Origin of the sequence: Enterococcus sp. UD-01, assembly GCF_044909655.1 — a bacterium.
GTDB lineage: Bacteria > Bacillota > Bacilli > Lactobacillales > Enterococcaceae > Enterococcus_L.
Genome location: NZ_JBIYEU010000015.1, coordinates 1 through 21,771 on the forward strand (window position 1 = coordinate 1; position 21,771 = coordinate 21,771).

The 21,771-nt window shown below is 31.6% G+C and carries 19 protein-coding genes and 3 pseudogenes; 9 read left to right on the forward strand and 13 right to left on the reverse strand.

The genetic code is table 11. The features are described from left to right. The 4 genes and pseudogenes from ABH902_RS11960 to ABH902_RS11975 all read right to left on the reverse strand — a co-directional run. Nucleotides 1-507: transposase (locus ABH902_RS11960; protein WP_404591029.1), on the reverse strand; the 507-nt coding region annotated here is incomplete at its 3' end. Nucleotides 508-774: 267 nt separating this feature from the next. Beyond that, a complete protein-coding gene (locus ABH902_RS11965) occupies nucleotides 775-1,632 on the reverse strand; it encodes a phospholipase D-like domain-containing protein (protein ID WP_404591031.1) in 858 nt (285 codons plus the stop codon). 114 nt (nucleotides 1,633-1,746) lie between these two features. Next, a pseudogene (locus tag ABH902_RS11970) lies at nucleotides 1,747-2,121 on the reverse strand (YdcP family protein). 12 nt (nucleotides 2,122-2,133) lie between these two features. Beyond that, the gene (locus ABH902_RS11975; RefSeq protein WP_404591155.1) at nucleotides 2,134-2,409 is read right to left on the reverse strand and encodes a YdcP family protein; all 276 of its coding nucleotides are present in this window, start codon (nucleotides 2,407-2,409) and stop codon (nucleotides 2,134-2,136) included. 607 nt (nucleotides 2,410-3,016) lie between these two features. Between ABH902_RS11975 and ABH902_RS11980 the strand changes: the two genes are divergently transcribed. Further along, entirely contained in the window at nucleotides 3,017-4,108 is a 1,092-nt protein-coding gene (locus ABH902_RS11980; RefSeq protein WP_404591033.1) for a DUF262 domain-containing protein, read from the forward strand. Nucleotides 4,109-4,118: 10 nt separating this feature from the next. Beyond that, nucleotides 4,119-5,219, forward strand: coding sequence for a HEPN domain-containing protein (locus ABH902_RS11985; protein WP_404591035.1), 1,101 nt, complete (start codon nucleotides 4,119-4,121; stop codon nucleotides 5,217-5,219). Between the two features lie 439 nt (nucleotides 5,220-5,658). On the opposite strand, the pseudogene ABH902_RS11990 reads toward ABH902_RS11985, so the two are convergent. The 4 genes and pseudogenes from ABH902_RS11990 to ABH902_RS12005 all read right to left on the reverse strand — a co-directional run. Next, nucleotides 5,659-6,242 (reverse strand): annotated as a pseudogene (locus tag ABH902_RS11990) (site-specific integrase); the annotation flags it as partial. 100 nt (nucleotides 6,243-6,342) lie between these two features. Further along, nucleotides 6,343-7,071, reverse strand: coding sequence for an ABC transporter permease (locus tag ABH902_RS11995; RefSeq protein WP_404591037.1), 729 nt, complete (start codon nucleotides 7,069-7,071; stop codon nucleotides 6,343-6,345). Then, the gene (locus tag ABH902_RS12000) at nucleotides 7,071-7,856 is read right to left on the reverse strand and encodes an ABC transporter permease (protein ID WP_404591039.1); all 786 of its coding nucleotides are present in this window, start codon (nucleotides 7,854-7,856) and stop codon (nucleotides 7,071-7,073) included. Before ABH902_RS12000 ends, ABH902_RS11995 begins: the two co-directional genes overlap by 1 nt. A gap of 2 nt (nucleotides 7,857-7,858) precedes the next feature. Continuing rightward, nucleotides 7,859-8,566, reverse strand: coding sequence for an ABC transporter ATP-binding protein (locus ABH902_RS12005; RefSeq protein WP_404591040.1), 708 nt, complete (start codon nucleotides 8,564-8,566; stop codon nucleotides 7,859-7,861). A 487-nt stretch (nucleotides 8,567-9,053) separates the two neighbouring features. Between ABH902_RS12005 and ABH902_RS12010 the strand changes: the two genes are divergently transcribed. Together ABH902_RS12010 and ABH902_RS12015 are read left to right on the forward strand one after the other, a co-directional pair. Continuing rightward, nucleotides 9,054-11,015, forward strand: coding sequence for a sensor histidine kinase (locus ABH902_RS12010; protein WP_404591042.1), 1,962 nt, complete (start codon nucleotides 9,054-9,056; stop codon nucleotides 11,013-11,015). Further along, nucleotides 11,012-11,605, forward strand: a complete 594-nt coding sequence (locus tag ABH902_RS12015; protein WP_404591044.1) for a response regulator transcription factor — start codon at nucleotides 11,012-11,014, stop codon at nucleotides 11,603-11,605. The genes ABH902_RS12010 and ABH902_RS12015 overlap by 4 nt, the downstream gene beginning before the upstream one ends. A 182-nt stretch (nucleotides 11,606-11,787) precedes the next feature. Here the strand turns inward: ABH902_RS12015 and ABH902_RS12020 are convergent. From ABH902_RS12020 to ABH902_RS12030, 3 genes and pseudogenes are all read right to left on the reverse strand, one after another. Then, nucleotides 11,788-12,347: pseudogene (locus tag ABH902_RS12020) on the reverse strand (conjugal transfer protein). Nucleotides 12,348-12,349: 2 nt separating this feature from the next. Then, nucleotides 12,350-12,673 carry a conjugal transfer protein gene (locus tag ABH902_RS12025; protein WP_404591045.1) on the reverse strand — a complete coding sequence of 108 codons (324 nt, stop codon included), beginning with the start codon at nucleotides 12,671-12,673 and terminating at the stop codon, nucleotides 12,350-12,352. A 316-nt stretch (nucleotides 12,674-12,989) separates the two neighbouring features. Further along, entirely contained in the window at nucleotides 12,990-13,169 is a 180-nt protein-coding gene (locus ABH902_RS12030) for a hypothetical protein (protein ID WP_404591047.1), read from the reverse strand. A gap of 470 nt (nucleotides 13,170-13,639) precedes the next feature. Between ABH902_RS12030 and ABH902_RS12035 the strand changes: the two genes are divergently transcribed. Further along, on the forward strand, nucleotides 13,640-14,062 hold the full coding sequence (locus ABH902_RS12035; protein WP_404591049.1) for an NUDIX domain-containing protein: 423 nt from the start codon (nucleotides 13,640-13,642) through the stop codon (nucleotides 14,060-14,062). Between the two features lie 829 nt (nucleotides 14,063-14,891). Here the strand turns inward: ABH902_RS12035 and ABH902_RS12040 are convergent. Further along, entirely contained in the window at nucleotides 14,892-15,209 is a 318-nt protein-coding gene (locus tag ABH902_RS12040; protein ID WP_404591051.1) for a helix-turn-helix domain-containing protein, read from the reverse strand. A 609-nt stretch (nucleotides 15,210-15,818) separates the two neighbouring features. Here ABH902_RS12040 and ABH902_RS12045 point away from each other — a divergent pair. The 3 genes from ABH902_RS12045 to ABH902_RS12055 all read left to right on the forward strand — a co-directional run bounded on the left by ABH902_RS12045 (nucleotide 15,819) and on the right by ABH902_RS12055 (nucleotide 19,001). Further along, a complete protein-coding gene (locus ABH902_RS12045) occupies nucleotides 15,819-17,000 on the forward strand; it encodes an MFS transporter (protein WP_404591053.1) in 1,182 nt (393 codons plus the stop codon). Between the two features lie 5 nt (nucleotides 17,001-17,005). Then, nucleotides 17,006-17,986 (forward strand): aldo/keto reductase, encoded by a 981-nt coding sequence (locus ABH902_RS12050; RefSeq protein ID WP_404591055.1) that lies wholly within the window; start codon nucleotides 17,006-17,008, stop codon nucleotides 17,984-17,986. Nucleotides 17,987-18,107: 121 nt separating this feature from the next. Then, nucleotides 18,108-19,001 (forward strand): MurR/RpiR family transcriptional regulator, encoded by an 894-nt coding sequence (locus ABH902_RS12055; protein WP_404591057.1) that lies wholly within the window; start codon nucleotides 18,108-18,110, stop codon nucleotides 18,999-19,001. A gap of 28 nt (nucleotides 19,002-19,029) precedes the next feature. Here the strand turns inward: ABH902_RS12055 and ABH902_RS12060 are convergent, their stop codons facing one another. Continuing rightward, nucleotides 19,030-19,623: a histidine phosphatase family protein gene (locus ABH902_RS12060; RefSeq protein WP_404591059.1), complete on the reverse strand. Its 594-nt coding sequence runs from the start codon at nucleotides 19,621-19,623 to the stop codon at nucleotides 19,030-19,032. Between the two features lie 251 nt (nucleotides 19,624-19,874). Here ABH902_RS12060 and ABH902_RS12065 point away from each other — a divergent pair, with 251 nt between their 5' ends. Continuing rightward, complete coding sequence (locus ABH902_RS12065; protein WP_404591061.1) at nucleotides 19,875-21,731, forward strand: beta-glucoside-specific PTS transporter subunit IIABC; 1,857 nt, start codon at nucleotides 19,875-19,877, stop codon at nucleotides 21,729-21,731. Nucleotides 21,732-21,771 lie beyond the last annotated feature (40 nt).

Here is a 21,771-nt window from a genome sequence, read left to right on the forward strand (position 1 = left end):
CTGTTTTCGCAGCTTCCTCAATTCTTTTAAAAAGGCATTTTCAATTTGAAGAGAACGGACTTGTTTTTCCAGTTCCTTGATACGGTCGCGTTCTTTTGATGATTCTTGACTCATTTTTTTCTTTTTCACTTCTTTTTTCTTAGTCAAGGTAGAGGGACGTCCTTTCGTTTTTGAGAGCCCATCAATGCCTTCTGCTCGAAAGTTTCGCATCCAGTTGGCAATCAAGGAAGGATTGTTCATTCCCAGACTACTGGCAACTTCACGATAGGACAACTCGCGTGTTTGATATAACTCTAACGCATTTAACTTGAAATGAACAGAATATTTCTGATTTTCTCGTTTTCTAAGCAATCCTTCTTCTCCAAAATCACGGTAAGAATTGACCCATTGTAACACTTGTTCTTTGTTCTTGATTGAATGCTTTTTGGCTAGGTAAGCATATCCTCCTTTCCCATCAAGGTAATCTTGAACGACTGCCATTTTGTCTTCAAAACTATAGTTAGCCATAAAAATACCGACCTCCAAAAGTTAGATTTTTGGTCTAACTTTCGGAGGTCGGTACAGAAGTATAGTTTTTTTATTTGAATAATAAAATCAGTCAAAGTAACGATTTTCCAATCTATAGTTAAAATATATTTTAAATGAAACATTAACATGACGATAGTTGATTGAAGAATTGTTAGCAAAGTAAAAATATTAAAGATTAGTTCTTTATCACGTACTCGAATTCGTGTTCCCTTATATTTAAATATTCTAGTATCTCCATTTCTTATTTTATATTTGTTGAGGAATTACATTTTCTTTTCCTTCTGTCTCATATAGCTTAACAAGTTTACTTTTTATTTTCTGTAAATGCTTATAAAATTTAGGAACAAAATCGCAAATTATTTGAAATTCACTTTCATTTACTGAACGCTTCTCATAGCAATCACAGTAAAAATTTAACCAATCAAAAACATGGTCAAACTCAAATTCAAAATTAATAGTTGAGTTTTCTAACAATTTTTGTGCGAACTCCCAATTTCTTAGTTCAGGTATTAATTCTAAATTTTGATCAATTAAGATTGCGTCTTTATCATGTGATAGTAAATGAGAAATGGTTTCTAAAGTTTGAATCAAATCGTTAATAATATGCAGGGGATCAAATGGATTTTGGGGAATAGATATAAGTTTGCTAGCTTCAATAAGTTCTGTAACGAACGTTTTTCGTATTTTTTCTATTACTTCAATATCTTTTATGATTATTCCACACTCATAATTATTATTGCTTCCTACACTAAAATTTGCTGAACCAATGTAAGCAACTTTATCAGACAAAAAAATTTTGCTATGATTATTATCAAGTTTTGCACATAAAACAAACGATTTAAAAACATCTTCGACTAAAAGTTCTTCATTTTCCATATAAGTTTCCTTTGCATAAAGAAGTCTAATTTTAACTCCTTTAGAAGCCAAATCTTTTAGTTTAAAATAGAAGCTTTTTTCTGAATAGTTATTAAAATTAAAGTTATACGTTATCACGTCGATATATGATGATTCTTCAAATGTTTTTGGCAAAATATCTTCCCAAAAATCTTTGTTTTTATATAATAATAATTTACTATCCTGCCCAATATCTATTTCTTGATACACATTCTCTCCTCCATATTCGATGATGACAATTTTCCAAAATTAATAAATTAAAAATAAAAAAAGACACAATTTAATACATTGTATCATTGGATCTACAGCTTATAAAGATACAGTTTATTTTTTAATCGGATTTGATTTAGAATCTCCTGATGATTTGCTATCTAATTTTTTTGATACAATATCATCAGCTTTAATATACCAGTCTATATCTGCACCTTGATAAGTGGCATTAGCGACTGTATCTGCAATTGGATTCATTAATTCCACTTCTGCATTATATTCAAATTCTTTTAGTGGAACGGAAGCAGGGATACATACTTGAATCATGCGTCCTTTACCGGTTGATTTTAAATCGTAAGTGCGCTCTTTGATATCGTTTGAAGCTGTTCCATTTTCATTTTGGATCCGAACTTCTCGACGCAATGCCGAAAATTTCAATTTACCAAATGTTTCTTCTTTTTAAATGACAATTCCTTCAGCTAATCTCATAATTTTTTTCTCCTATAATTTCACAATATCATCAGCGTGCATGATGTAATTTGTGAATCCTCTCGTTCCAATTTTGTATCCTTCAGCTGTGATTTTTGGATTCACAAGCTTCACTTTAGCGTCTACTTCAAAATGCCTTTCACCAGCATCTGCAGGTAAAATGACTTCAATATCATCTGCGCGTTGAATTGTTGAGTAAAGATTGTAACTGCGAGAGAGCACAGTCGGTTTTCCATTAATTCGTCTTTGTTCAACAGTAGGGTTTATTTGATAACCGTAATACGCAATTAATGAAAGGCGTTCTTTTTCTGCGATAGTTAGTTCTGATGGGGTGAATCCAGAGCCACCAGTAAGAAGTGTTCCATGTTCAATACAGAAAGCAGGTTGATTGTCCGCTTTAATCATATGAATCCTGTCATCAGTCCAGTGTAAGCCACCTAATGATTTAACATGTCATGTAGAAATATAGTTCGCAACTTTTTCATAATTGACAGTAGCTGCGAATGTGGTAATTGGGGAAATAAAAAAGCGATTAGAACTGTTAGTAAACTAAACAGCGTAATCGCCTTGTTGTTTTTCTTATTCATTAGTTTTTCTCCGTTCTATGTGGTTAATTTATAGGAAGTGGTCAAAGTGTAATTAATCTTTTTAGATATTTTTTAAAATGTTACTCAACTTATCAATTTTAATCGTTTAAATGGCTGAAAGCATTTTGATTTTTTACTATATTCTATCAATCAATACTGATATAATAAGAGTTGAGTATAATATATACAGTATTAACATGTAGAGTAGTGTTTCAAGGGAACACGATATGAAAATTTTAAACACACTTTGATGTGTTAAAACCAGTAAAGAAAGTTCTGTTGTAGAATGATTATTAGGAGGAATATATATGTTTGATGAGAAGAGTATCTTAGATATGTCTAAAAAAAGAAAAGAACTACTTAATTATGAAGATGTAGTAAAACAATACAAAGAAGATGGCTATCAAATAGTCACAGAACAAGCAAGATATTCAGCTGAAAAATTGGTTCAAGAATTTTCTAAGAAGATAGATCCAGAATATCAAAGACGCCTAGTATGGGATGACAAAAAAAAGTCAAAGTTGATTGAAAGTTTGATTATAAATATTCCAATCCCTCCTATTTTTTTATATGAATATGATTTGTATGAGTATGAAGTTATGGATGGACAACAACGAATATCCACGATTACTTCCTTTTTAAATAATAAATTTAAGTTAAAGGATTTACAAATTTGGGACGAATTGAATGGTAAGTTCTATAGAGATTTAGATCAGAATGTTCAACGATCTATTAAGAGACGCTATATATCAGCCATTATATTACTCAAAGAAACTGCGAAGAATGAATTAGAAGAGAAGGCATTAAAGCAATTAATTTTTGAAAGATTAAACACGGGAGGAACGGAGTTAAATTATCAAGAAATACGTAATGCGTTATATCAAGGTGAATTTAATCGACGGTTATTTGAGATGAGTAAGAATAAATTGTATAGAGATTTATGGAGTTTCAATAAAAAAAATTCAAGTAGGATGGAGGACATAGAACTAATACTTAGGTTTTTTAGTTATATAAGTGCAGTCCATTTATCCATTTCAGGTTCTACAAGAGCCATTCTAGATTCATATGCTGAAAAATCTATACAATTTAATATAGAAGAGTGTGATCAACTAGAAGAAGTTTTTAATGAGACCATTGAAAATGTGCACAAGTTATTTGGAGATAAGGCTTTTAAATCATCTTCAAAAGGAAAAAGTGAAAAAATGATATTTGATACTACAATGCTATTTGCTTACTTTCACAAAAATGATATGTCCAAGATATTTGAAAATCATTCTGAATTAGGTCAACTAAAATTTGAAATAATCGACAAATATAAAAAGGATATTTTTAATGGTAAGTATACATCTATTAAAAATGTTGGGATGCGAGTACAGACATTCGAGAAAGAGCTTCTGTAAGGTATAGTTTATGAAAACAACAGATGAATATATTGCCAAACTAGGAAAATTAATAAGGGATTTTGAGAATCAAGAAGAACTTGTCCGGAAAATTAGTAGACATAGTGATTTTAATACGTATAGAAGTACTTTAACGGAATTGAGAAAAGGATTTAGAGAAAATACAATAATTAATTTATATACATGTTGGGAGAGTTATATAAAAAAAGTGTTTTTTGAAATTATTTTCTTTCATCAAGATATTTTAAATAATGGGACTTTTTTTAAAAAGATTGTTGAAAAAGTTGTAAAAAAAAATCATTTGGCGAGTTCTTTCTATGACTTGGATAGTAGCAAGATGCATCTGTCAAAAAATGTTATAACTCATAGTAATAATATGAACATAAGTGTTCTTTTTGAAATGATTTCTGAATTTGATTTCTCAAAAGAAGATTTTTATAAATATGTTGAGTTAGGAATCAGAGCCGAAGATTATCCCCAGGTTATTTTATTAGATGAGATTAGAGAAAGTTGTCCACAATTTGAGATTGATAAGAATGATAATTTAGAAGTACCAAAAGGATCAAGTGAGATTTTGAAGTTTTATATTGAACAAATATATATGTTAGTAAAATTCAGAAATAGATTAGCACATCTAGATGAAGTTTCAACTATTTGGTCGATGGAACAAATACAAGCAATGTCCAAAATAGTAAAAAGCTTAATGATGACAATAGATGAATATTTAGTTGGTCAAGTCTTAAAAAAATATGTTGAGTCTTCAACAAATAGTTTTTCATTTAAAGAAGTTAGTGTAACCAATGCTTTTCCAGCTATAAAAGTACTAGAAATTGATCCTGAATCTACTCAAAGAGGTAGAAAAATAGACACTTTATATTTTTTTGCGAAAGATAGAAAAAATAATATTTATAGAAATATAAAAGTTATAAAAATGAGAAATCAAAAAGGCAACAAGTGCTTAAATATTCCAAAAATCGGGAAATGTTCTATTGAAATTAGTTGTATTGATTTATGGACTTTGAAAAATATAAAAGAAAAAGTGTTTATTTATGAGCAAGTAGAAAATAATGTCCCATTAGTTTTGAATGTTGAAGTTACGGATTTTTATTAATCTAGAGACTGGTTTAAATGACTTTGCACGATGATCCAGCACCTAAAAAAATGGATTGTAGTCATCAAACATTAAATTTTAAATCTAACTTAAAATTAATATTACTCTACATTGCTTGTTAATTTTTTAGTACTCATCCTAGCTCGCAATCGTTCTTACTAAAATCCTCAAAAATATCCATATTTTTAGTTAAAATAATTTGAAACTAACTCAAAACTAACTACAATTGGCAAAAATTAACGGGATACAACAGTATTTGTTAGAAAAAGAGAATACTGTTATACCAACATTTAGAGCCCCTTAGAGCCTTCAGAAAAAGCTAACTTTCTGCTGGAAGGGTCAGTTGGCTAATAACAAAATATAAGCTAGGAACGCTGTTATATAGGCATTCTTAGCTTTTTCTAATACTCAAAAATAAAAATAGCACCAATGAGCATTTTTAGAATAAATCTTTTTCAGTTTCGATAAATTGAGCGAATTGATCTACATTGCGCTCTTCCATTAATTATAAACCTGTCGAGTCATTATAGAATCTTTCTGACCGACACGATACATAATATCCTCTAAGTTCATATCCGTCTTTGAGCAAAGAGAGACATGATTCATGAAGGCTAATTCGTTTTAAGTTGTACTTAGTTGCAATTATGTCATACCAGTCATTAGCTTGACCCGGACGACAAAATTTATTATCTTTGTTGGGGAAGACAAGTTGGTGTTTATTTATTGTTTTTAAGCCTAAAAATTGAACTCAAATGTTGGCGGATTTTCCATTTCTGCAACAATAGCATTGTCTATTTGTCAATTGAAATTGTTCTTTTACCAGCATTTGTTTTAGCACTTTGGCTAGCTACTTTCGTTACTTTAGTATCAGGACTACTTTTAACCTCAGCTAAGGTTTTATTAATCGTTAATTTGTTGCTATCGAAATTAATATCATTCCAATGCGAGTATTTCTGACTTCCTGACACCTGTATAAGATAGAACACGAAAATAAGTCTCAATTTTCATGTTGCCATGTTTTTTTACAAGAATTCTAATAACAACTAAAAACTATCAATTAATTTTTGATAGTTTTTATGTTGTATTTTAAGGAAAGTGAAGAGGTGAGACAGCAATGAACTTGTCATCGAACATCACGATATTGAATCAATCCAAATGAAATCAGACCAAGAAATAAAGACCAGATAACTTGAACTAATAAACCTTGAGAACCATTTAATAAAGTAGATGTATGGGGTGAAAAAAAAAGATTCATGGTTGCTAAATCAGGTAGGTATTTTGCAAATGCAGTCACTGCGAATAACATTTGACTTAATCCAAGAATAAGAGAGAACATTATTGCAATCGGTAAAATTTGTGATTTGGTAATGATGGTCAAAAATACTGTAATCCAAGTTATTAGCGTCCAACTTAACATTGCAATAGTAACTTTAATCAAAAATTCTAAAATTAAAGAGAGAGTAAAAGAGCCGCTATATTGAATAATACCAACTCCTAAGCAAACTAAACTGGAAAATAAGCCAATAATCCATACTATAGCTGTTAGAAGAAATATCTTAGCAGTAATGAGTTTTATTCGAGCAGGTATTGTTAATAAGGTTGTACGTAAATATGAATTTGAATATTCTTGACCGAAGAAACTGGCAGCTATTATAACCAGTCCCGCTTGGCTTAAAAATAAATTACGTAAACTAATAGATAATATTTCATTGGTTACCAAAGATTGATCATTTCCAGCTCCAGAAAAAAATAATATTAAAGGAGCTATTAAAATAGTTCCAATCGTCCCGAACAAACACCAATTATAAGAGAAGAATTTGATTATTTCACTTTGAAGAATATTCTTTATCATTAATATTTTCCTCCCACATCGCTACGATTAAACGAATAAAGCGCTATTAACACAGTAAAAAGTATCCATAAAAGAAGTATCAATATACCTTTTACAGGATCATGAGGATAAGGTTTAACCGGAGTAGCAACAATAAAATTGCCTGCTGCAACAGGTAGATATTCTCCCCAAGACCATCTTTCTGCTAGATAACTCCCAAGGTTGTAGATTTGGGGGACTAGAAATATCAATGGAACAATCATATTTCTAAAAAGTAAGCCAATGGAAAAGGATAAAATTGTTAATAATGTCCAATCTAATGTCGTGTATCCAATAAATTTCCAAGTTATTGGACTTAAACTGAATGGATTCAATCCTAAACTACCTAATTTAACATGTGTGACGGCAACGGTTATAAATATTGAAATAAATGATACTAATATAGTTGAAATCAAAACGGTTATTAGCTTGGCGCTAAAAAGTTCTTTACGCTTATTGCTATATAGCATAGTTGTACGCAAATTATGATTTTTATATTCACTAGCACCACTTATTCCACCCCAGATTACAATTGGAAGTAACCCGAATAAAGCAGCATCAAAACCAAAATAATCTAGTGGAGGTATAGCTTCTAGTAAGTCTGGGTGTGTTTCGGGAGTTGCATCTAATCCTATGGAAAGTATTTGGCTAGCTTCTAATAATCCAAGTAAGGGTTGAAGAATAATTATTAATCCAAAAACGATCCACCATCCACGACTATTTATCAGTTTGGAAAATTCGGAATAAGTTACTTTAACAAAACGCATGATTAATTTCCTCCCTCGGTAAGTAGAAAGAATACATCTTCTAAGGTTTCAATACTTTGCATCACTTCATGAAGCTCACCTGCAACAACGATCTGGCCATTATTAATAATAACAACATCATCTGCAATAGCCTCAATTTCCGTAAGATAGTGTGAAGAGAGTAGCACTGTTTTTCCTTGATCAGCTTGTCTCCGGATAAAGTTTCTAAACCATTTTATGCCCATGGGGTCTAGCCCATTTGTTGGTTCGTCGAGAACAAGATACTGAGGGTCACCCAGTAGAGCAATAGCAATACCTAATCTTTGTCCCTCACCTAAAGATAAGGTTCCAAGTTGTGAATGACTCTTATTTGATAGGTCAACAATATCTAAAACTTCTGAAATGCGTTTATTTGGTATATTATTACTTTTTGCAATAATTTTTAGATGTGTTCGAACTTTTCTTGAAGGGGTTCCACCAATTCCATCAAATGCTGATCCGACCATTTGTAATGGAAAGGTGAAGTTACTATATTTTTTGTTACCAAAAGTTGCTGTTCCTGATAAAGGGCGATCTAAACCAAGAAGTATTCTAAGTGTAGAGCTCTTTCCAGCACCATTTGGACCAAGAAAAGCTGTTATACGTCCTTCTTTAGCCTTAAAAGTTATATTTTCTAGTATATTTTTCTTTTTATGTTGTTTGCATACATTTGAAACGACAATATTTTTCAATAGTACGACTCCTTCAAAATTTTTTATTTAATATGCTTGTAAATGAAAAATTTACACTTCTCTATCCACAAATTATTTTTTTGCTAACCCCTTATGTTATAATTTGTTGTCTTTATGTTTGGATATTTTCTTTTCTAGAAAAACTCTCATAATTAAAGATTCAAATATATCATTTCTCTAACTGATGCATTAATTTTACAAGAAGAGTTTTTTCTTGTAATGAGTACATTGTGCAATTATTTAAGAAGGAGTATGATTAAGTTGTAGATTAAAATATACTTAGAGATGAATAAAAAAACTTACGTTATTTACGCGTTTATGAAACACCTAAAATTTTAGATATTGATGATTCAAAACTTTTTATAAAGAAGATTAGTTTTGGAAAGGAGTTTGATCGAACTACAAACTCTAATATCCAATTCAGAATTTTTTTGAAAAATAATGACTTATATGATGGTGAAGAAATAGGTAGATTGGAGGGAAGTGTATGAAAGAAAAGTTTATTTACTTGTCATCCTTATTTGTATTCTTGGTGATATCTCTATTTACTATTAAGCAGAATGACAATTTATATGAGTCGCAAGCAACGATTGTAATACCGATTATTGTGGGGCTTATACTTTTTTGTGCAATCATTATTTTCATTTCTAGAGATATTAAAAGAGTGAGATACTTTGCAATCCTTACTTTCTTTACTGCTATTTCCTTAGTATTGGGACTATTACACTATTCTTTTATTTATCCTGTTAAAAATATATTAATTCCCTTTTTGCCCTATCTCATTTATAAATTTTTTTGCACTTTCAATTTAATTTCAGTCTCATCTATTTCAATTAGAGTTAATCGAATTTTATTTATACAATCTACTATTGTTGCCATTTTATTGTTGGTTAATTTTGAAAAATTCACGTGGATGGTAAGTGTAGTACTTGCTTTGGATATATTTGGTTGCCTATTTCTATATTTCAAAGGAAAAGATCGATTAACTATTCAAACTAAAAAAGAACAGATTCTTTTAATTCGAATATTAATTTTGGCACTGTTTTCGTTAATTATTTCTACTTCAATATTAAGTGGATTAATTCTTTTTTTTATTCCACTTACAGTCGGTATTATTTTAATAAAACGCAATGAAATTCGCCTAAACAAAGTTGCGATTGTTATAAATTTGTTTACTCATTTTATTTGTATAGGAGTCTTCTTCACTATTAATTATTATTTTCTCCAATTATCTATATTTGATATCTATTTTATTTCTATTTTTTATTGCTTGATTTTGTTCATCCTTTATTTGAAGAATTGGCATCTGAGTAGTATTGAAGTGAGACGAATTCAACAAAGAAAAAAAGAGTTACAAAAAGAAAAAATTGATCTTGTCCAAACTATCAGTAAAGAAAAAACTTTGTCTTCAGTGAGTACTTTAATTAGTAAAATTTTATTACAGCATTATGAAATAGATAGCTATTTAATGGTTTGGAAAGATCAACACCAACCTTATATTTTGTCTAGCTCAGGAGAACTTTCCAAATTGGTTTTAACAAATAAAATTATTGATGAATTTGAACTCAACTCTAACATATTCCATTATCACAACAATAAATTTAGAAAATTTACTTTTTTTGATAATGAACATATTTTAGGTTGGTTACTCATAGATAAAGGGGGAAGCCCTGATTTGGAAAATATGAAATGTGAAGAAATAAATGATTTAGTTTGTGTCGTTGGTAAAATAATTATTGAAAATGAACGGTTATATGATGTTAAACAAGAAGCTCTAAAAATAGAAAGTTTATCTTATGATGAATACGTGAATTATGAATATTTAAACATGGTGCAAAATTTTCATAAAGATTTTTCATTTTTTATCCATGACAATGTTTTGCAAAATATTTTAGCTTTAAAAAAATTAATCGAATCTATGTCTACTGAAAATGTAGAAACAAAGAAATTAGTATTAGAAACTTTTGATACCTTAAATAAAACCTTTAGAGACAAAATATTTGAACTATATCCTTCGACAATTGAAACCGCACCTTTATCACAAAGTATCCGAATTCTTTGCGATAAATTCAATGAGGAGCATAAATCTATATTTGTTAATTTTTATTGTCCACAAGAAACTCATTTAAAAAAAGAAGAGAAGTTTCATATTTATCGAATTATGCAAGAATTAATAACTAATGCATTAAAACACTCTCAAGCAACAGAAATCTTTGTTGCACTTATTCAAAATGAATTTTACATTGAAGCTATTGTACAAGATAATGGTATAGGATTTGATTATAGTAAGATAAAACTTAGGGAATTTGAAAATAAGCATTTTGGTATTTTATCAATAAATCAAGAAGTTAATTCATTAGACGGGAAAATGAAGGTATCGTCTGTAAACCCGCATGGAACAAAATTTGCAATAACTTTACCGATTGCAAAGGAGGATATAAGTTCATGAAAGTATATTTACTAGATGATCATGCACTTTTTTCTAAGAGTCTGGAAATTGCATTTCGACCAATGGATATCTCAATAATTAGTTTTACTGAGCCAGAAATATTTTTAGATAAACTAAAAAATGATCAACCAGATTTAGTGTTATTGGATATCCATATTGGAAAGTTAAGTGGATTTGATATATCTAAAGAAATTCTTAAAAAATTTCCAAATCAAAAAGTAGTTTTTTTATCAGGCTTTGATTTAATTGAATATAAGAATGAAGCAATAAAGTCTGGAGCATGGGGTCTATTAAATAAAAATGTAACAATTGAAGAATTATATGATGATTTAAAAAAAATACATCATGGAAATAATCTGCTACCCAAGTGCCAAAGTACATTAGATGTTCTGAGTGAACGAGAAAAAGAAATACTAAAATGTGCCGCAGAAGGTCTTAGGCAACAGGAAATAGCAGAGCGTCTTTATATTAGTAGAAGAACAGTAAACAATCATCTTGTTTCCATAAATAATAAATTAGGGGTAAATTCAACTGTTTCTGCAATTATTCAAGCTATTGAATTGGGGATTATTAGAGTAAAAGGATATTGATACTAAAAAAATATATCAATGTTTACTGAGTTCCATATCCTATAATATAAAGGTTATTTTTCATGATTTAGTTTAGCAATCTTATCTACTGAGTTACCTTCAAAAAGTAATTTATCTGTATTGCTTCTAACAGTTTCAGTCAAATCAAACTACTTGTTGTGATTTCTCATTTTTTTGAGAAATCATAGTATTATTTTCCAATTATCTTGCTTTTCAAGGATTAACTCATATTGTGCAAGGTGAGTGGTCTTAGTTTCTTGATCTAAGTATTTCACAGTCATACTTGCAAAAATCTGTTTCCCTTTTTTGGAGTAAAGCGGATTAACTAGTTCTGCAAATATATAATTCTTCTGGATCACTGGTAACGCGTTATTGCTGACATAGTAAGCCAGTTCTTTTTCGGTTGCTGTTGGGTAGAGTTTAAAAAATGTTTCAAGAAAACTATTGATCTCTCCTGTTTGACTGGCGCCACCGTGCCGTCACTTTCAAGTGTTTTTGGCTGATAGGTTGATTTTTTTGGCGAACTGTTTATGGTAGGGCTCTTTATAATTACTAAATTTCCATTTTTATCCATATAAACTTGGACGTTATAAGCAGACGTGATAGCAGTTTTTTTCTTGATCACAGTTATCTGTTGGTCTACTGAAAAGAGTACGTCGTATTCATTATTATCGGATTGTATGACATTCCAAATCCGTACACGTTGAACGGTGTCACTGGTAGGAATATCTAAACGCATCATTTTCAGATTGAGATGTTGTAGCCTTCGGTAAGATAGTTCTTTAGTTGCTCATTTCTACGATCAATGGCGGCTTGATCTTGTTGCCACATATAATAATCCGTCGCAAAAGCCGTCACAAAACTTTCAATCCGATTTGTATCAACTATCTTTGTTTCAATCACTTCTTTTTCATGCACCGTGTGCCGATCGATGGTTGTAAAATTCTTATAAATTCCGAAACTGACACTGCCAATCAATACAAACCATAAGACAAGTGTCAGCTTTTTATGTGTGCCTACTTTAATAGATATAAAAGAGTACGAGCTAGAATCAAATACTATAACCAAATTATAGCGTTTTCACGTTTCTTTTTCTACAGGAGGTCAATTTGTCAAAATTTCACTTAAGAAAACATTTAATAAAGTTTGATTGATTTCCTCCTATTTTAAGTCTTGTCGATTTTTGAATCGCTTTAGGTAAAGCACATAGGAATTTCACCTCTCCCCAGTTTACGGCGAGCCTTACGGAAGTATCATTATTTTCTGTCATTGTCATGGCGACTTGATTACCTAAGTCAAGTGTAGTGTTAAATATCTATCGCTAAATCAGATCGTGGCGTATTTTCACTTAGTTCGAATGATAGGGAACGTGATTCAAAAAGGGCTATTCAGTTTTTAAGGAACACTTGGCTTTTATGCCTTCACTAAATAAAAAGCAACGTATAATCATTCTGAAACCAAAACTTTCAAGAATAATTATTGGTTGCTTTTTAAGGGATGGTATACTGGATATAACAGATTTCTTGTTTACCAGCAGTTTTAATTTGGAAGTAGAAATATTCATTCTGGTAATTTTGTTCAGTTTCAGCTATATATCGGATTAATTTCAAGAGATAGATTAGAGAGCTATTTGTATATGGGTATAGTTGGTGAAGCTACAGGAAAGTAAATTAAGGGTAGATTATGAAAACGATTCATTAGACGGATATGTTGATTGGGATTAGTGCTAAAATCTATAAACTATAATGTTAAATGCTTTTGAAGTTTGTTCTCAAAACTATTTGCTTATAGATATTTTTATTGGTATGAAAGATCTGACTGCTTTATGGATTAATTTCAGCGATTGTAGCAGGAGAGAATTTGTCTGAAGATATTAATAATTAATAACTTAAGAGTATACAAGTATACAGGAAATGACTAATTTCTAGACGATTTCACAGTACATATAATAAACCAGTGGGGCGGTTATGTTAATTTTTATGTACTTTATCTATATTAGATATCTTTATAACCTAAAAAATCGGAGGGACGTTAATGAAAACTACAATTATTGATCTGTATCAGAATTTAGAAGAAAAACTACATCCATCTTATGTTGTTATTATAAGTAAATATAGAGATAAATACTTATTTGTAAAACATAAGAATAGAGATACGCTTGAAATACCTGGGGGAAAAATTGAGTATGGCGAGACCGCAAAGGAAGCAGCTGAAAGAGAACTTATTGAGGAAACAGGGGCTATACATTTTTCATTGGAACCTATTTTTTGTTATGAAGTATCCACGCATTTAAAAACGGATTATGGCATAGTGTTTTTCGCTACTATTAAAGCTAAGAGCAGTGAGTTAAATTTTGAAATAGGTGAAGTTCACGAATCACTTGAGTTCCCTCAAAATTGTACTTATCCAGATATCCAACAAAAAATTTTTTCTCATTATCTTTTATTAAAAAAATAAAGTCTCATTTACGCTTTTTGTTCGTAATCTGAGAGTTATTTATATCTACGAAATCGTAAATTAACCTTTATACAATATAAAAATTCCATAAACTTAATAGTTTTTGCTTCGTTATTTTTATTGCAAATTATGGAAATATAGTTTTTTGGTCTGAAAATTCTGAATCTATAGTTTAGACCAAAACAGTATCTAGTCGGTAGATTGCCATAGGTTAGTGTGTTATTCCGTTAAGTAATCCAGACTAGATTATGTATATCTATCGACATGAATTACCGACTAGAAGGAAAAAAACTAGTTCTATGGCTAGTTAATCAAGAGGTTTTCCAGAAATAATCCCTTGTAGATAATAATAAATTTCCGAAGAGACATCAAATTTTTTCCATTAAGAACGAAAGTTTGAATATAGTGCCAAGCTGTTCTATTTCGAGTTGCCTAACACGATCTTCTAGATTATCCATGCGCGTACTCCTTTTTTAGATTAGTATACGACTTTAATTTAGCACAATGTAGAAAAATTTTAGAATTACTGTTTTTCTTAATAGGTTGATTGTTGAACTTATCAAAAGGTACTCTTTCATTTTTTCTAATTTTGTTAGCATAGCTTCATTTGCTCAGGTAGAATGAAAAGAAATCCACGACGAATCCAGAAAGTATCTACGATTATTACAATAAATATTCTATTACCTCAATAGATAACTGTTTTTTAAGATAAAAAATAGGAGCTGCGATTACCTAGAGTTTAACTTACTATACAAAAAATTATTCGGAACAATGGGAAGTCGTATTGTTGGAAGGATTATAGTAAAAAATGAAATTTTTAGTATGACCATTAACTGTATGAATATGATTTGCTCAGATGGCAGAAAACGTGATTCAAAAATGTGCTAGTTAAATTTCTAGGATGTTCGGATTTCATGTTTATTAAATAAAAGCAACTATCGATTGTATACTTATTTAAGTCAAACGGCTGTACGGTAACAATAAATTGAGTTGCTAGTTCCTGATAACAGTCTTCAGTTATTTGACTGGTGTAGCGGCGTGAATGTTTAATAATAGATGGTTCAAATTCTAAAAATAATTCAAACATCGCATTTGAAACTCCACTTTGATCCTGCCGAATTAAAGGATCAAGATTTTTAAATTCCATCTTTCACCTCGAGTTAAACTTTTTAAAGATAAAATCTGGAGGTGATCGCATTATAGTTTATTAAGACGAAAGAATTTTTTTTAGTTTGGAATAAATGGCTCGCTTTTTTTAGAAATTGCCTGACTGCTACAATGAAGTTTCTTTCCTATTTCAGCCTCCGATACGCGCAAGCAAAAGAGGTGAAGAAGTCAGATAAATGGATAAAAGAAGTAGTTATGAAAATGGGATAGCATAAAACGACATATAAGAAAAGTGGATAGTTCCTTAGCTTAACAAGAATTAAGCATGCTTCCAAAGCATAGTAATAGATATAAATAGGTATTAGACAGATCAAAAAATGTGTTGTACGATGAAAATATTCGTGGTACAACTCATTTTTTAGTTAGTAAATCAGAGAAGTGGGTTTAATAATTTATATTCAATTATAGATGAAATCTTAATCGGTAGTAAAAGGGGCAAGAACTTTTGGAAAAAATTCGATAGGATTATTTGCTCATTAATTATCGTAAAGGCATACCGATGCAAACCTATCTAAAATCTGCAAAAAGCTAAAATCGTAGAATAAATCGCTTTTATAAAAGTGATTCAAAAAAGCAAGAAGTAAGGAGCGTGTATTTAATCAATAAGAAGAATCTTTTATTCAATCGGCTAAGTAAGCTAGCACTTTTATCGGTATCAATTCTTGTCGTTTCTGCCGGAGCAATTGCTGGAAACATTCCTGCAATTGCTCAAGAGTATCCGACTATCCACATGACATTCATTGAATTATTGACAACATTGCCTTCTTTGTTCATTATTTTAACTGTATTAATTAGTCCAACTATTGGACAAAGCATTGGTTATAAACTTACTGTACAAATAGGCTTATCAATAGTCTTAGTTGCTGGGTTATTGCCCGTATTGGCAAATTCCTTTTTTATTCTTTTTCTTAGTAGAATCTTCTTTGGTATTGGCGTAGGGTTACTAAATCCGCTTTTGTATAGTTTTGCAGTAGGTTTTTATAATGGAAAGGAGCTAGCTAGTGTTATTGGTATGCAAAGTGCGTTTGAAGGAATTGGTGGAATGATTATTACTTATCTCGTTGGTCAATTACTGACTATTTCATGGAGGTTCTCTTTTCTCGCCTACCTAATAGCCCTACCAGTTCTTATATTTTTTTCTATATTTGTTCCGAAGATTGATCAGAAACACTTACATAAGCAAGAAAAAGCAAAGAAAAGAGAAAGAATTAATCATACTATCTTAATTTATATTGTTTTACTTGTTATGGTTGTAACAATTTATATGTCAGTAACGATAAAAATTACTTCTTTACTTTTATATAAAGAAATCGGAAATGCCACAAATGGCAGTAATTTAATTGCTCTTGTAGGACTAGGTGCTATGTTAGCTGGAATGATTTTTGGAAAGCTCTTTGAAGTCTTGAAAGGTTGGACTTTACCTTGGGCATTTCTAAGTTTAGGATTTTCTATGTTTATATTTGGAATGGCACGAGATATGATATGGATTTCGATTGCTGCGATTTTGTGTGGGTTTTCATTTCGAACATTTATTCCTTATCTTTTCAATGCAGTTAATCAAGGATCGAAAAATACTGAAAAGAATACCTCATTATTGCTCGTAGCTTTTAATAGTGGAGCAGCTTTTGCCCCTATCTCTATTGCTGTATTCCAACATAGTTTTTCTTTCCTAGCTCAACAGGGGCTATTTATTGCAGAAGGAATTTTAATGGTTATTCTTAGTGTGGGTATGTTTTTAATAAAGTTAAACAATAATTATCTGAAAGGATGAAAAATATGGAATACGCAAAATTAGGAAATACCGGATTAGATGTCTCAAGGATCTGTTTAGGCTCAATGAGTTTTGGAGATCCTAAAAACTGGATTCACAAATGGGTGTTGGACGAAAATGAAAGTCGTCCATTGATCAAAAGAGCGCTTGAACTGGGAATAAATTTCTTTGATACTGCGAATGTCTATTCTCTCGGTCGCAGTGAAGAAATACTAGGAAAAGCTCTGAAAGATTATGCCAAAAGAGACGAGATAGCAATTGCGACAAAAGTCCATCAAAAAATGTTTGATGGTCCAAATGGGCAAGGGTTATCAAGAAAAGCGGTAATGTCTCAAATTGATCAAAGCTTACAACGATTACAAACGGATTACGTAGATCTCTATATCATACATCGCTGGGATTACAATACACCGATTGAGGAAACAATGGAAGCATTACACGACATAGTAAAGGCAGGAAAAGCACGCTATATCGGCGCCTCAGCCATGTATGCATACCAATTTCAGCAAGCAAATAACATTGCCGAAAGAAATGGCTGGACGAAATTTGTGTCAATGCAAAATCATTTAAATTTAATCTACCGGGAAGAGGAGAGAGAAATGATTCCTTATTGTCTATCGGAAAAGATTGCTTTAACTCCGTATAGCCCTATGGCTTCAGGAAGATTAATTAGAAATAAATCAGAACAAACGAGTCGAAGTCAAACGGATGAGGCTCAAAGAGCCAAATATGATGAAACGGCTGAAAAGGATCAAGTAATCATTGATCGTGTCGCTGAATTGGCTGAAAAATATGAGACTAATCGAGTAAATATTGCCTTAGGTTGGTTACTACAAAAACAACCGGTAGTGGCACCAGTTATTGGTGCAACCAAAATGAGTCATATTGAAACAGCTGTAGGAGCAGTAGATTTCAAGTTGAGTTCAGAAGATGTTTCTTATTTAGAAGAACCCTATGTTCCTCATAAGGTTGTAGGACATTCCTAAAATTAACGAATCAGTGAGGATTGAGTCTTATCTTGTAGGTAAATAGGAAGGTGATGCAGATAAGTTGGTTGAGCTTAGCATTACTTTAGAAGTCGCTCAAGTTTCGCAAGGAGGAAAATGGATGTACCTATTTCAAAGAATTGAAGAAGCCGCATTCAAACAAAATGATGCCAGACGAACGATTGGAGAATTTATTTTGGAAAATCGTGATTGTCTTCAAAATCTCAGTATGGAAGAAATTGCACAAAAAACATTTACATCAAAGCCAACATTAGTAAGATTTGCCAAATACTTTGATTATTCTGGATGGAAGGAGTTTATGTATGCCTTTACCCATGAAGTTGCTTACCATGAGGAAAATGCTTATGCAAATGTGGATCCAAATTTTCCGTTTTCTGCGAATGATAATTCATTGGAGATGATAGAGAATTTGGTAAACTTAAAAATGCAGAGTATTAAAGATACTGTTTCTTTAATCTCTGTAGATGATCTAAGTAAGGCGGCTGTGATTATTCAAAAATCTGAGAATACGATTATTTATGGTACAAGCCCAAACTATTATTACGGAGAATTATTTAAAAGAAATTTGTTGACTATAAATAAAAAGGCATTTATGGCGAAATCCGGGGAGAATGGGATTATCTCGCACTCCTTGACTGCGAAAGATTGTGCCGTTATAATCTCCTACTCTGGTAATAATCCAGACGAAAATCCTACTAGAAATGTGAAAATTTTGAAACAAAATAAAGTACCAATTATTAGTATTACGAGTGGGGGAAAAAATTATCTTAGAGATCATTCAGATGTGGTTTTGAATATTTCCAGTAAAGAAAAACTATATTCGAAAATAGCAAATTATGCAACGCAAGAGTCTATTTTATTTATTCTTGAAGCTCTATATTCTCAAATTTTCATGCTCAATTACGAAGAAAATAGGAAAAGAAAAATTCAAAATTCCAAACTATTGGAATCTAAACGAACTTCAAGTTTTAAAGATGTAGCTGAACAATTTTAAAAAGCACCATCACGGTGCTTTTTTGTTATCATAAAATAGATTTCTTAATTGAAGGATCGATAATGTCTAAAAGATAAAAGTTTTTTGATCTATATTCGTAAGAGAAGATAGAGCAATTAGGAAAATGAACTGGAATATTTTTTGTAGAACTCGTCCAAAATTTTCTCAAGAAATAATAACAAGCTCCATTATGGGATAGTGCTAAAACTGAATAATGGTCCTGTTTTTCCATGATTGCTGTTAAAGACTCGGTCATTCTGCGTTCAACTTCTTTTGCAGTTTCTCCTCCGTATTGAGCATAAAAAGTTTCGAACGATTCAGGTCCTTTGGGTTGTAACGATGTTGATTCTGCCTCAAACAAACCGAAATTCATTTCTTTTAAATTTTTGATTCTAGTATACGATTTTTGATTTGTAATGATTTCTAATGTATCCGAGGCACGCTCTTGTGTTGATGAGTAGAGATGATCAAAGTTGATTTTGTTCTCTTTAAAATAAATTCTGGCTTGTTCAGCCTGTTTAATGCCATTTTGGGTTAGTGGAGAATCGCAAGCACCCTGAACTTTTCCCAGTTTATTAAAAAGGGTCTCACCATGACGCATTAGGTACAACATTTTTTTCATGGACTTACCTCCTTATAAATGTATTATAAAACTTTATCTTTACTACTTGAAGTCAACAGCATAATTTATCCAAATGTGAAATGAATTCCATAATAGAACCTTTTATAACATCAAAAAATGAAATGTATTTCGATAATACTGAAAACTATTGGAAACGCTATCTATGCATGGTAAAGTGCATTTATAAACAAGATTTGAATAACCGGTTAACTTCAAAATAAACTGTCTTGTTCCGTTGAAAGGAGAATACCGTGAGTAAGAAATATATAAGTTTAGCTCATGACATTGTTGAAAAGCTTGGTGGGAAAGAAAACATATTAGATGGTTATCATTGTCAAACCCGTTTGCGTTTTAAAGTAGCAGACGAATCAAAAATCGATGTAAAAGCTTTAGAAGATTTAAATGGTATTACAAAGTATATTTTTAATGCAGGTGTGCATCAGGTTGTAATTGGTACTCATGTAAAAGAGGTTTATGAAGAAGTAGAAAAAATCATTGGTACAAATTCATCTGTACAGGTAGAGAAAGAGAAAAAAGGCTTGTTAACAACAATTATTGAATTTGTGGCTGGGACTTTCCAGCCTGTCATTCCAGCACTTTCTGGGGCAGGAATGGTCAAAGCTGTCTTAGCCTTGTTGATCGTTTTCCAAGTTATTTCTCCAGAGTCTCAGACTTATTATCTATTGAATATGTTTGCCGATGGAGTATTTTTTTTCCTGCCAATAATTTTAGCTTTTACGGAAGCACAAAAATTACGGTGTAACCCGATTTTAGCGGCTTCGGTTGCAGCGATGATGATGCATCCAAATTGGACGGCATTAGTAACAGCTGGAAATCCCGTTCATTTCTTTGATATTATTCCATTCTCTTTAGCAACTTATACGGGAACTGTGATTCCGATTTTACTAGTTATCTTTGTACAATCCTATGTAGAAAAATTTTTTAACAGAGTTATTCCAAAGTCTGTTGAGCTAGTTTTTGTACCAATGCTTACCTTCTTGGTTATGGGAACATTAGCTTTCTCAGTGTTAGGACCAATTGGCAGCATTATCGGCGGCTATTTGGCAACATTCTTTACGTTCTTAAGCGTGAATGCAAGTTGGGTTCCCGCAGTGTTAATTGGTGGATTTTTACCGATTATGGTTATGTTTGGACTTCACAACGGTGTTGCTCCGTTAGGCGTGATGCAGATGGCCGAATTAGGGTATGACAGTATTTTTGGACCGGGATGTGTTTGTTCAAATATCGCTCAAGCGACAGCATCCGCGGTTGTTGCGTTTCGTACTAAGGATAAAAAAATGAGACAAGTAGCAATGACAGGCTCAATTACCGCTTATATGGGAATTACTGAACCCACACTCTATGGTGTTAACCTACCTAAAAAATATCCTTTAGTTGCTGCAATGGTTGGCGGTGGCTTAGGCGGCTTATATGCCGGTTTAACAAATACACACCGTTTTGCTACGGGGTCATCTGGTTTGCCGGCGATCCTCCTTTACATCGGTGATGACACAATGCGCTTCTTCTGGAACATCGTGGTCGCATTGATTATTTCTGCGGTTTCAACGGCAGTACTAACATATATTTTAAGCTTCAAATTTGAAAAAGAAGAAATAATTTCTGACATTCCTGAAGTAAAAGAAGTAATTTGGGAGGATACATTAGTTGTTAGTCCAATCAAAGGGAATGTGATTGCACTAAAGGATGTTCACGATGAAGCGTTCGCATCAGAAGCGTTAGGCAAAGGGTTTGCGATTGAACCGATAGAGGGAAAAGTTGTGGCACCGTTTGATGGTGAGGTAGTCGCTATATTTCCTACAAAACATGCGATTGGATTAGTTTCTGAAACTGGGATAGAAATTTTGATTCATGTTGGCTTAAACACAGTAGAATTAGCTGGAAAATATTTTGAAACACTAGTTGAAGCAGGTCAATCCGTAAAAAAAGGACAGCCTTTATTAAACTTTGACATTGAAAAAATTCAAACAGCAGGTTATGAAACGCAAGTACCTATTGTCATCACCAACACTCCACAGTATTCTTCAATTGAAACAATTATGACGGGTCAAACTAGTTGTAGTGAAGACATTTTAGCAGTTCGGGTGTAAGACCAATCTAATCTACTAATTTAAAAGATGGTTTATTTTG

Excerpts from the sequence above, each read along its gene's own strand:
- ABH902_RS12040 (WP_404591051.1), bottom strand. The coding sequence starts at position 15,209 with ATGGAATTTAAAAATCTTGATCCTTTAATTCGGCAGGATCAAAGTGGA.
- ABH902_RS11985 (WP_404591035.1), top strand. The coding sequence starts at position 4,119 with ATGAAAACAACAGATGAATATATTGCCAAACTAGGAAAATTAATAAGG.
- ABH902_RS11995 (WP_404591037.1), bottom strand. The coding sequence starts at position 7,071 with ATGATAAAGAATATTCTTCAAAGTGAAATAATCAAATTCTTCTCTTAT.
- ABH902_RS12015 (WP_404591044.1), top strand. The coding sequence starts at position 11,012 with ATGAAAGTATATTTACTAGATGATCATGCACTTTTTTCTAAGAGTCTG.
- ABH902_RS11980 (WP_404591033.1), top strand. The coding sequence starts at position 3,017 with ATGTTTGATGAGAAGAGTATCTTAGATATGTCTAAAAAAAGAAAAGAA.
- ABH902_RS12030 (WP_404591047.1), bottom strand. The coding sequence starts at position 13,169 with ATGAATATTTCTACTTCCAAATTAAAACTGCTGGTAAACAAGAAATCT.
- ABH902_RS12055 (WP_404591057.1), top strand. The coding sequence starts at position 18,108 with ATGTACCTATTTCAAAGAATTGAAGAAGCCGCATTCAAACAAAATGAT.
- ABH902_RS12035 (WP_404591049.1), top strand. The coding sequence starts at position 13,640 with ATGAAAACTACAATTATTGATCTGTATCAGAATTTAGAAGAAAAACTA.
- ABH902_RS12060 (WP_404591059.1), bottom strand. The coding sequence starts at position 19,623 with ATGAAAAAAATGTTGTACCTAATGCGTCATGGTGAGACCCTTTTTAAT.
- ABH902_RS12010 (WP_404591042.1), top strand. The coding sequence starts at position 9,054 with ATGAAAGAAAAGTTTATTTACTTGTCATCCTTATTTGTATTCTTGGTG.
- ABH902_RS12050 (WP_404591055.1), top strand. The coding sequence starts at position 17,006 with ATGGAATACGCAAAATTAGGAAATACCGGATTAGATGTCTCAAGGATC.
- ABH902_RS12000 (WP_404591039.1), bottom strand. The coding sequence starts at position 7,856 with ATGCGTTTTGTTAAAGTAACTTATTCCGAATTTTCCAAACTGATAAAT.